We start from the raw sequence: 8,880 nt of genomic DNA on the forward strand, positions 1-8,880 counted from the left end.
ATGAATGTTAGCGAAGCCGTTGCCCATCGCCGGTCAATCCGGGCTTTTACAGATCAGGCGGTAGATAGTGATTTGCTCCGCAGCATTTTGGAAAAAGCCCAACGCTCTCCATCTGGCGGCAATTTGCAAAGCTGGAATGCAAAGGTACTGACAGGGGAGCCGCTGGAAGCCCTAAAAGCTGCCGTCGCGGCAAAATTGCCTGAAGGTCCGGCTGGCCAAACTCCGGAATACCCCATTTATCCGCCAAAACTGCCAGACCCTTATCGATCCCGCCGTTTTGGTGTAGGAGAGGCCATGTATGCAGGGCTGAATATTGACCGTGACGACAAGATGGGTCGCATGATGCAAATGGCTCAGAATTTTCGCGCTTTTGATGCGCCGGTTTGCCTGTTTGTGCATCTGCCCAAATATATGGGGCCGCCGCAATGGTCTGATTGCGGTATGTGGTTGCAAACGCTGATGTTGCTGCTGTGTGAAGCCGGGCTAGATAGCTGTGCTCAAGAGGCATGGTCTATTTATGGCGACATTGTTCGCGATCAACTTTCTATCCCTGAAGATGACATCTTTTTCTGCGGATTGGCGATTGGCTATCGCGATAAAGATGCGCTTATCAACACATTCCCTGTGCCGCGCGCACCGATGGATGAAAGCGTTACATTCCACGGCTTTGATTAAACATTTCAGCCAGTGGCGCGGCTTTAATATTATATTGCGCGCTGTCCCGAATTGAGCCTGTGACACAATCCACATTGGCGAAAAAATGGCTGTTCTATACTATGATTCGTTACGCGGATGTTTCATACTAAGTTTTAATGGGTCGCATATCCGGTGATGGGGTTGGGGCGCTTGGTTTTGCCAAGTGCCTTGTTCTGTGAGGGGTGTGCAATGAAAAATATAATATGGTCGAACATTGGTCTTGCATGGGCCAATGGTGACTCACTATCTGATAGTATCCGGCTTCGGCGCTCTCTGGCGTTACCGAAATGCTGCGCTAAGGCGCTCTTAACATCAATGTTATGCGCTTCTGTTTCGCTGATGTCTTCGGCTGTTTATGCGCAGCAATCCCTTGCGCTGAAAGACAGCTTTCCAATTGGCAGTGGCGGGGATGTTTTGTGTCAGGTGCAAAGCGAATCTTCCAACCCCATATTGCAGTCACCATTTGAACGTAGCTGGGCGATTGTGTGCCGTGATTCAGCGCGGCCAGTAGGATATATTTTTGCCTTACGCGAAACGGCGGGCGACATAAATGCGCGCACTAACCAGCGTCGCAGTGAGAATGTGGATTGTTCCAGCGTTACTGCTGCATCTGAAGCGCAATGCATTTGGCGAGCGGGCAATATTCCGTACATGGTTTCTTATAAGCAACAGGGCAAAGTCACCTATGTCGCAGAAGGTTTTGCGGCTTATAAAGATGCTATTGATCTGGCCCAACAATCCATCATTGCTGATCGCATAGTGCCAGGCGAAATCAGAATCGTTACGACGTCTGTGGGCGATACAGAGGCTTTTGCCCGTATCCAAGCGCTGACCCTGGCGCCCGACAAAGCCTTGGCAGAAGGATATCGCCGCAACAATAGCGGTGATTATGCTGACGCCTCTGCATTTTTTGAAACATTGCAACAAAGACTGTCTGGTGAAGATAAGGCTGATATTGATCCTAATGAGTTTTTAATCAATCGCGCTTTGCAGCAATCCAATTTGGGGGATTTTGCCGAAGCGGATGCACTGTTTGAAGAGGCTCAGGCGGCGCTTAGCAAAGACCCTGTGCAATCGCGTCTTAGCCGAAATTATGAAGCGATACACCTTATCAACCAAGGCCAGTATCAAGCGGCAATAAACAGGCTGTTGCAACCGGTAGAGGCTTTGCAGCAAAGTGCCAATGCCCTTAATCAGGATGCGCAGATTACATTGCCAATTGCTGGCCGTATTAATGGGGATGGCAGGCTGGGCACATTGCTCAATCTTGTCGATGATCGCAAGCTATCACCGCAAGAACGGGCCATCATTATCGATGCTCAGGCAAAGCAGCTTTCAGCCACCGCCAAACGCTTAAATGGTGAATTTGAAGGTGCGCAAACCAGTCTTTTAGAAGCCCTTAATCAGGCGGTTTCGGTGCGTGATGGCCGTGTGGTTTCCATCATTCGTTTGCGGGCGCAAATTCTGGCTGAACTTGGGCTGGTGTCTGAGCAATTGGGCCGTAAGCAAGAGGCGGAGAATTACTTTCAAGCAGCGATTGATATTGTCGCTGTGCAATATCCTGAAACCCGTGCACTTAATGCCACGCGGGCGCGCTTGGCCAGCTATTACATACGTAATGGTGAGCCTGAAAAAGCACGTACTATCTACCGGGAGATTGTGTCCACATCGCTCAGCCGGCGTGACCCTATGACAGGCTTTGCCAATCAGCTGGAGCCGTATTTCTCTCTCTTGTCGGATGGTAATAGCAATGAAGTGGATGCGGCTGAGTTTTTCCGCGCGACACAGATTCTGGTCCGTGCAGGTGTTGCAGAAACGCAAGCTGTATTGGCACGTGAATTAAGCGGCGGTAGTGAGGAATCATCACGGCTTTTCCGACAATCGAACAATATCAATCGTGCTATTGAAAGACTGCGTACCGAATTTGCCGCAGTCAACGCGATGGAAGATCGCCCAGCCGTTGTTTCGCGCCGTGCAGAGCTTTCGGCGCGCATAACCGAGTTAGAAGCTGACCAACAAGCGACGCTACTTAAACTATCTGCCTATCCGCAATATACTGTTGTCTCTACCCGTCTTTTGGGGCTGGACGAATTGCAGTCCGCTATGAAGCCAGGTGAAGGCTTTTTGCGTCTGGCAATAGCTTCGAACAAAGTCTTTGTGTTCTTTACAGATGGTAATGTTCAGCGCGCTTATAAAGCCAATATATCGGCGACAGAGATGGAGAGGCGGGTCGATGCAATCCGCGATAGTATCTCGTCCTATGATGCCGCGGCGGGCGCTTATATCACAACGCCCTTTGCTGTAGCCGAAGCGCGGTCACTATATCGCGATATCTTCGCGCCAGTGGATGGTGAGCTGCGATCTCTTGATCATCTGGTTTTCGAACCTGATGGCGCTTTCCTGAAGTTGCCAATTGATTTGCTGGTCACTGACGATGCCTCGCTTGATCGTTTTGCTGAACGGGCTGATGCTATTGATGGCGACCCATTTGATGTCAGTGATGTGCAATGGCTTGCTCGTGATGTGGCGGTCAGCACGGCAGTGTCTGCGCGCGCTTTTGTCGATGCGCGTAATGCGCCCTCTTCTAAGGCGTCGCGGCAATATCTTGGGCTTGGTCAAAATGCGCCAGTATTTGAAAAAAGTGCATTGTCGCAGCTGCCGCGCTTTCGCAGTGAAGAGGCCAACCGCTGCGTATGGCCGCTTGCCGAGTGGAACAAGCCTATTTCCGGAGACGAGCTGATTAAGGCGCAAGATATTATTGGCCAGAACCAATCTACCTTGCTGATCGGCGCGCAATTTACGGATAGCGATGTAAAGGCGCGTAATGACCTTTCCAACTATCGCATTTTGCACTTTGCCACTCATGGTTTGGTCAGTGCGCCGCGTCCCGAATGTCCTGCACGACCTGCTCTTTTAACATCCTTCGGCACAGATGATTCTGATGGTTTGTTGACCTTTCGCGAGATCTTTGACCTGCGGCTTGATGCTGATCTGGTGATATTATCGGCCTGCGATACTGCTGGCAGAGCAACGATATCCGCAACACGCGAAGCTGGATTGTCAACTGGCGGCGGCGGTTCTCTTGATGGTTTGGTCCGTGCATTTGTTGGTGCCGGTGGACGCTCTGTCATGGCCAGCCATTGGCCAGCCCCTGATGATTATCAAGCGACCAACAGACTGATTACCGGTGTCATATCAGAAGGTGGCGGGCGTTCCATCTGGTCTGCAATGGCCCGTGCGCGAACACCTTTGATGGACGACCCTCTGACATCACATCCTTATTATTGGGCCGGTTTTGCCATTGTTGGTGATGGTGCGCGCTCGGTACGCCCTGCTGAACTGGCAAAAGCGACTCCCACACAAGCAGCGAGCACGAACTGATATATGTCTGATAAACCTGCCTCTGCCAGTAAAGAAAAACTGCATTTGCAGGAGCGCGGCCGTATGCTCCAACAGCTGTTTAAGCAGTTGGGGCCAATACGGATGATCGCGACCACGATGTTCATCATATTGGCTTTGATCTTGGCACGGTTTAGTTGGGACTTGCCTTTGGTGCGTGATGCGGAGAGCGCTTTATATGACATAAGGGCAGCCATTTTTGCGCCCTTGGCCGAGCAGGATGACCGCATTGTGATGGTTGTCTATACTGATGAGACAATCCGCCAGACTGGCCAGCGATCACCAGTGGACCGCACTGTTTTGGCTGAAGCACTGACCAATATGGACGCGATGGGTGCCAAATCTATTGGTATCGATATTCTGTTTGACCAACCACAGGATGATGATCCGCTATTGCTGAATGTGCTCAACAATATGCAGACGCCCACGCACATTGCCTATGCCAGTGTCGAGACCAATTCTGAGGCAATCTATTTTGAGCAGCAGCAATTTCTGGAAGAGTATCTGATAGAGGCAACGCAAGGCAATTCAGCAGCCACCAGCATAAGACTGCAAACAGATGGTGATGGCGTTATTCGTCGCTGGCCGGATCAACCCGAAGGGCTGCCTCCGTTTTTTTCAATCGCTTTGGCTGGTATAGACAATCCACAATCGCAAGCCTTTGCCGATTATCAAGGGCCTGTTGTTTTTCGCACGCCCAAACGTGTTGAGCAGGACGGGGACGAACAGGCCAGCAATGATGCAGTTCCTGTATTTGGCAAATTTCCCATTGAGCTTCTGGCTGATCCGGAAATTGCTGGCGCTTTTGCAGAGCAAATCACTGGCAGACATGTGTTAATTGGCGGCGATTTTGTCGATTTTGACCAGTTTGAAACGCCATTTACGCGCACTGGCGATGCCGTAACTGGGCAAACAACGATGATCGGGCTTGAAGTCCACGCCCATATGTTGGCGCAATTGTTGGACGGTATTAAGCCGGTCTCACTTACAGATGTCGTCAAGTGGCTGGCGGCCATTCTTGTGGTTCTTGCAGGCATTTTGACGGCGTTAAGCGCTGCCCGTGCGTGGATTATTGCGCTGCTGCTCATCGGGCAATTGGCCTTTTTTCTGGCTATGCCTTTCTGGTTGGAGGCGAACAATGTTCATACCCTTGACCTGTCGTCATTTGGCTGGGGGTTGGGCTGGTTGCTAAGCTATACCAGTGTGAGCGCAGCTGCGCGGGTTATTGGCTCTAAGCAGCGCGCTTTTGCACAGGGCGCATTGGGCAAATATTTGCCGAAATCTGTTGCGTCAGAGATTTTGAAGGATCCTGAAAAGCTGGCCCTGCATGGAGAGAAGCGCGAGATATTCTGCGTCTTTACCGATTTGGAAGGCTTCACCAAATTGAGCCATGCTATTGAGCCGGAAATGGTGGCGCAGCTGTTGAATGACTATCTGGACCGCTTGGCGGCTGTTGTGCTGGAATATGGCGGGACGTTGGATAAATTTGTCGGCGACGCCGTAGTAGCCTTTTGGGGCGCACCGATCAGCTTTCCGGACGATGGCGAACGTGCAGCCCGAGCAGCTCAAGCGATGTATGAGGCGGGTGAGGCATTTCGCCGTGAAGCACCGGAAGGTGTACCGCCCATTGGTAAAACCCGGGTTGGCATGCACTTCGGTGAAGCCATTGTTGGCAATTTTGGCGGTGATGGTCGTATTCAATATACCGCTTTTGGCGATAGCATGAACACTGCTGCGCGCTTGGAATCAGCCAACAAGGCGCTGGAAACATCGGTTTTGGTCAGCCGTGAAGCTGCTGAAAAAACTGGTTTAGACTGGTTCCGGCCTATGGGCCGTATCACTTTGAGCGGGCGGGCCAGACCAGTAGAGATATTTGAACCTGTACCCGATTGGGCGACAGAGGACCGCACTGCGTTTGGCGATTTGGTCGCTGCGCATGATGCGGGTGATAGCGCGGCTATGACGCGGCTCACAGACATGATTGCGAAATGGGGCGATGATAGCGCCCTGACCAACTTGGTAAACCGGCTGAAACAGACCGGAAAAGGAGAAAGTTATGTTTTGGGATCAAAATAGGAAGATGGCGAAAGCGCTGTGCGCCAGTGTCGCTATGATCGGCGCCATTGCCGTTGCGTCGCCAGCACTTGCGCAGTCATTGGTTGTGCGGTCAACCGGGCCGTCAGCCTCGCAATATCCTGCGGGCAAAAAAATTGCAGCAAGCGGGACGATCACGCTGAAAAGAGGTGACCGCGTCACTGTTCTGGATAAGGGCCGCACACGTGTGTTGACTGGCCCGGGGACATTTTCGCTCGACCGCCAAACCACTGCATCGCAGACCAGTACACGTGTTGCCAGCTTTGTGGCAACGGGGCCACGTCGGCGCTCCCGCACAGGGGCAGTTCGTGGCGGCAATAGCGAATTGCGTGCAGCTCCGCAAAACCCGACCCTCGCAACGCGCAGTCCTAATTTGTGGTTTGTTGATGTTTCGCGCGGCGGAACACACTGTATTGTTAAGCCGGAGCAGGTTTTGCTCTGGCGTCCAGATGTCCGTAGTGACCAGACCATGACTTTGTCGGCTGCAGTTGGCGGAATGGCAGACATCAAATGGCGGCGCGGAAGCCAGGTGCGCCGCTGGCCCACCGATAATATCTCAATGCAAAATGGTGGAGCATATTCACTTCAGGCAGGTGGTGAGGCCAAGCCTGTGAATGTGACTGTCAAATTGCTGCCCAATATGCCCGAAGGACTTGATGCCACTGCAGAGGCTCTATTGGCCAATGGCTGCGAGCAACAGCTCGACCTGTTGGTTGATATTCTGGCCAGTGATGAGTCTGTTGATGGGGAAGCAACGCCAGCCGCCAATTAAGGGCTATTGGCGGGGTATATAATAGGGGATGGTGATGGGACAGAAGAGATGGAAGGCGCCTATAGTAAGGGTCTTTTGGGCAAAGGCCTTTTCGCGCATATCATCGCCTATGCTACCAAGCATATTGGGGCGTATATCGCGAAATGCTTTGCTGGCAATGCTGCCGCTAGCCTACGCAATACCGTCATATGCCCAGACATCCCCCAGCATTCCAACGCGTGAGGAAATACAGCGCGGTGTGGTGCAGCCCAATGCGCGTCCGGCTTCCGAAGCGTTGAATGTCGAAAGCGGTTTTGAACGTGCGCCATGTCCTCTGGCTGAGCCGCAATTTGCAGCAACGCGTTTTACTTTGAAGAATGTCGATTTCCAGGGGGCCGATGGTATTGATCGCGCTTTGTTGGCTGATAGCTTTGCGCAATATGTCGGCAAGGAACAATCGGTCGCCATTATCTGTGATATTCGCGACCGTGCGGCAAGCAGCTTGCGCGCCAAGGGTTATTTGGCTGCGGTACAGGTGCCGCCGCAATCCATCAAAGATGGTGTGGTGCAGTTGGACTTGTTGGTGGCACGCGTATCTTCGGTGCAAATTCGCGGCGATGCAGGTGCGTCTGAAAAGCTGTTAGCCCGTTATATTGATAAGATTGCCAGCGCGCCATATTTTAACGCGCAAGAGGCTGAACGTTATCTTCTGCTGATGCAGGATATTCCCGGGCTTGATGTGCGCCTAGCGCTGCGTCCAGCCAATGGCGCGCAAGGCGATGTTATCGGTGAATTCTCCGTCATCCGTACGCCGGTTTATGCTGACTTGGCCGTACAGAATTTGGGTTCGCGCTCTGTAGGGCGGTTTGGCGGCTTGGCCAGTGTCAGGTTAAATGGCCTGACAGGCCTTGGCGATGAGACGATCATTAGCGGTTTTACGACATTGGATTTTGACGAACAGCAAGTTTTGCAACTGGGTCATAATTTCAAAGCCGGCTCCGAAGGTTTAACGATCGGCGCGGATTTCACCTATAGTTTTTCCCAGCCAAGCATCGGCCTTAACGGTGCCTTGGAGTCTGAAACTCTGGTTGCAGATGTGAATGTGACCTATCCTTTTGTCCGCTCTCAGGCGAGTAATGTTTTCGGGACATTCGGGCTGGAATATATCAATCAAGATGTCCGTTTTGGTGATGCTCCCCTGACCGAAGATATATTGAGCGTGCTTTATGGGCGCGTTGCTTTCTCTGCTATTCATAAACCCAGCATCTCTGGCCGTGACGGCTATACTATCAGTGAACCCAAATGGTCTTTTTCTGGTGATGTGGAGTTTCGGCAAGGGCTTGGCATATTTGGCGCGAGCGATGGCTGTGGCCCAGCTCTGGTGCGTTGCCTTGCGCCTAATGCCATTTTGCCTAGCCGGATAGAGGGTGATCCGACAGCCTTTGTGGTGCGGGCCAATGGCCAATATGAATATCGTCCCGTGCCGGAGCTGACATTAGCTTTCTCGCCGCGGCTGCAATATTCGCCTGATGTTTTGTTTGCTTATGAAGAGATTTCCGGTGGCAATTTCACCGTAGGTCGCGGTTTTGATCCCGGCACAATAATCGGAGATAGCGGCATCAGCGCGCGGACAGAATTGCGCTATGGGTCTTTCATTCCATCAGGACCAGGCAAATCAGCATTCCAACCATTTGCGTTTTTTGACGCTGCTTTGGTGTGGAATGAAGACACGGCTTTTAACGGGCTGGATCCGCAGGAATTATATTCCATCGGTGCGGGATTGCGCGCCAATATACGCAATAGTGCAACGCTTGATGCAGCAATTGCTGTGCCGCTCAACAGGGCGGGTTTTCAAACAGAAACGGGCGATGTGCGGTTCCTGCTTACGCTGACAATGCAATTGTCACCATGGAATTGGCGCGGCCGGGCGCCATGAGCGC

Annotated in this window: 5 protein-coding genes; all 5 read left to right on the forward strand. The window is 52.1% G+C overall.

Features of this window, described 5'->3' with window-relative positions:
- The 5 genes from ACR9YC_RS03345 to ACR9YC_RS03365 all read left to right on the forward strand — a co-directional run bounded on the left by ACR9YC_RS03345 (position 1) and on the right by ACR9YC_RS03365 (position 8,876).
- A complete protein-coding gene (locus ACR9YC_RS03345; RefSeq protein ID WP_438729826.1) occupies positions 1–675 on the forward strand; it encodes a nitroreductase in 675 nt (224 codons plus the stop codon).
- A gap of 210 nt (positions 676–885) precedes the next feature.
- Positions 886–4,077, forward strand: a complete 3,192-nt coding sequence (locus ACR9YC_RS03350; protein ID WP_438729829.1) for a CHAT domain-containing protein — start codon at positions 886–888, stop codon at positions 4,075–4,077.
- A 3-nt stretch (positions 4,078–4,080) separates the two neighbouring features.
- Positions 4,081–6,171: a CHASE2 domain-containing protein gene (locus tag ACR9YC_RS03355; RefSeq protein ID WP_438729832.1), complete on the forward strand. Its 2,091-nt coding sequence runs from the start codon at positions 4,081–4,083 to the stop codon at positions 6,169–6,171.
- Positions 6,152–6,961, forward strand: a complete 810-nt coding sequence (locus ACR9YC_RS03360) for a hypothetical protein (protein WP_438729835.1) — start codon at positions 6,152–6,154, stop codon at positions 6,959–6,961. Before ACR9YC_RS03355 ends, ACR9YC_RS03360 begins: the two co-directional genes overlap by 20 nt.
- A 34-nt stretch (positions 6,962–6,995) precedes the next feature.
- Entirely contained in the window at positions 6,996–8,876 is a 1,881-nt protein-coding gene (locus tag ACR9YC_RS03365) for a ShlB/FhaC/HecB family hemolysin secretion/activation protein (RefSeq protein ID WP_438729838.1), read from the forward strand.
- The last annotated feature ends 4 nt before the right edge of the window (positions 8,877–8,880 follow it).

It is taken from the genome of Parasphingorhabdus sp. DH2-15, assembly GCF_051668705.1.
Taxonomy (GTDB): Bacteria; Pseudomonadota; Alphaproteobacteria; order Sphingomonadales; family Sphingomonadaceae; genus Alterisphingorhabdus.